Source organism: Moorena sp. SIO3I6 (assembly GCF_010672095.1).
On record NZ_JAAHHU010001340.1, the window covers coordinates 1 to 1,407 of the forward strand.

At 34.0% G+C, this 1,407-nt stretch carries 1 protein-coding gene; it reads left to right on the forward strand.

Going from position 1 to position 1,407, the window contains the following annotated elements; all coding sequences use genetic code 11:
* Positions 1-109 precede the first annotated feature (109 nt).
* Positions 110-1,252, forward strand: coding sequence for an IS4 family transposase (locus F6K49_RS49155; RefSeq protein ID WP_293031337.1), 1,143 nt, complete (start codon positions 110-112; stop codon positions 1,250-1,252).
* The last annotated feature ends 155 nt before the right edge of the window (positions 1,253-1,407 follow it).

Consider the following 1,407-nt stretch of genomic DNA (forward strand, 5'->3'; position numbering starts at 1 on the left):
GCTGAAGGGGTGACGAAATAGCCTGAAAAGCTTTAAATGTAAAGCTTTCACCATTTTGTGCTAAAAAAAAGATAGGTCTCTTTTGTTCAACAAGACCTACCTATTGACAATGTTACCTGTATTCTACCAAAACCACTTAAAAAGTCAACTTAGTAAGTCAGAATACTTATTTATTCTAATTCTGCTTAGTCTCCTACAGACAATTAAAGAAGTAAATTTAGAAAAATTAGCAAATGCTCTATCAATTCCCATAAAATTTGAAAGTCGGAGAAAAAGAATACAACGATTTTTATCATTGCCTAATCTGACGATTGAAAAAATTTGGTTCCCAATTGTTAAAACGTGGTTATCAACATACTTCACAAATGAACAATTAATTTATGTAGCGATAGACCGCACAAATTGGAGTCGGATAAATTTCCTCATGATCAGTATAGTTTGGGATAAAAGAGCTTTTCCTATATATTTTGAATTACTTCCCAAATTAGGCTCTAGCAATATTCATGAACAGAAAACTGCCCTATCCTCAGTGATGCCACTTTTAAAAAACTATAAAGTTTGTCTATTAGGGGATAGAGAATTTTGCTCGATCAAGCTGGCACAGCACCTCCAGTCCTTGGGTGTCTATTTCTGCTTACGTCTTAAGAAGAACGAATTTATCGAAGTAAAAAAGGATCTTTTTATTCAATTAAATAATTTAGGCTTAACACCAGGATTATCTTTTTTTATCCAAGGAGTTAAAGTGACAAAGACCCGTGGTTTTACAAGTTTTAATGTGGCTGGTAAGTGGCAACGTAAAGTCAAGGGAGTAGCGCCGAAAGAAGGATGGTTTATTCTGACAAATTTGGAAAGTTTAGAGTCAGCTATTTCAGCTTATAAAAAAAGATTTGACATTGAGGAAATGTTTAGAGATTTTAAGACAGGAGGTTATAATATAGAGGATACTAAAGTTGAGGGTAAACGGCTTATTTCTCTAGTTTTATTAATTGCGATAGCTTACACTTCCTCAACGATTCAAGGTCAGCAGATTAAACGTCAAGGAATACAAAACTATGTAGGTCGTGTCAAAGAAAATGGTCGTAGGGAGCGGAGACATAGCAGTTTTTACATTGGTTTATATGGTCAAACCTGGGTAAAGTTTAAGGATTGTTGTCTAGAATTAGTAACCGAATTAATGAGACTCAATCCTAATAAACGAAAGTATTATCAACGAGGTATAAGGGCTAGGTTGCTTATAGAATCTGCATTTTAGCTTATTTCGTCGCCCCCTCAGAATAGGTAATAGGTAATAGGTAATAGGTAATAGGTAATAGGTAATAGGTAATAGGTAATAGGTAATAGGTAATAGGTAATAGGTAATAGGTAATAGGTAATAGGTAATAGGTAATAGGTAATAGGTAATAGGTA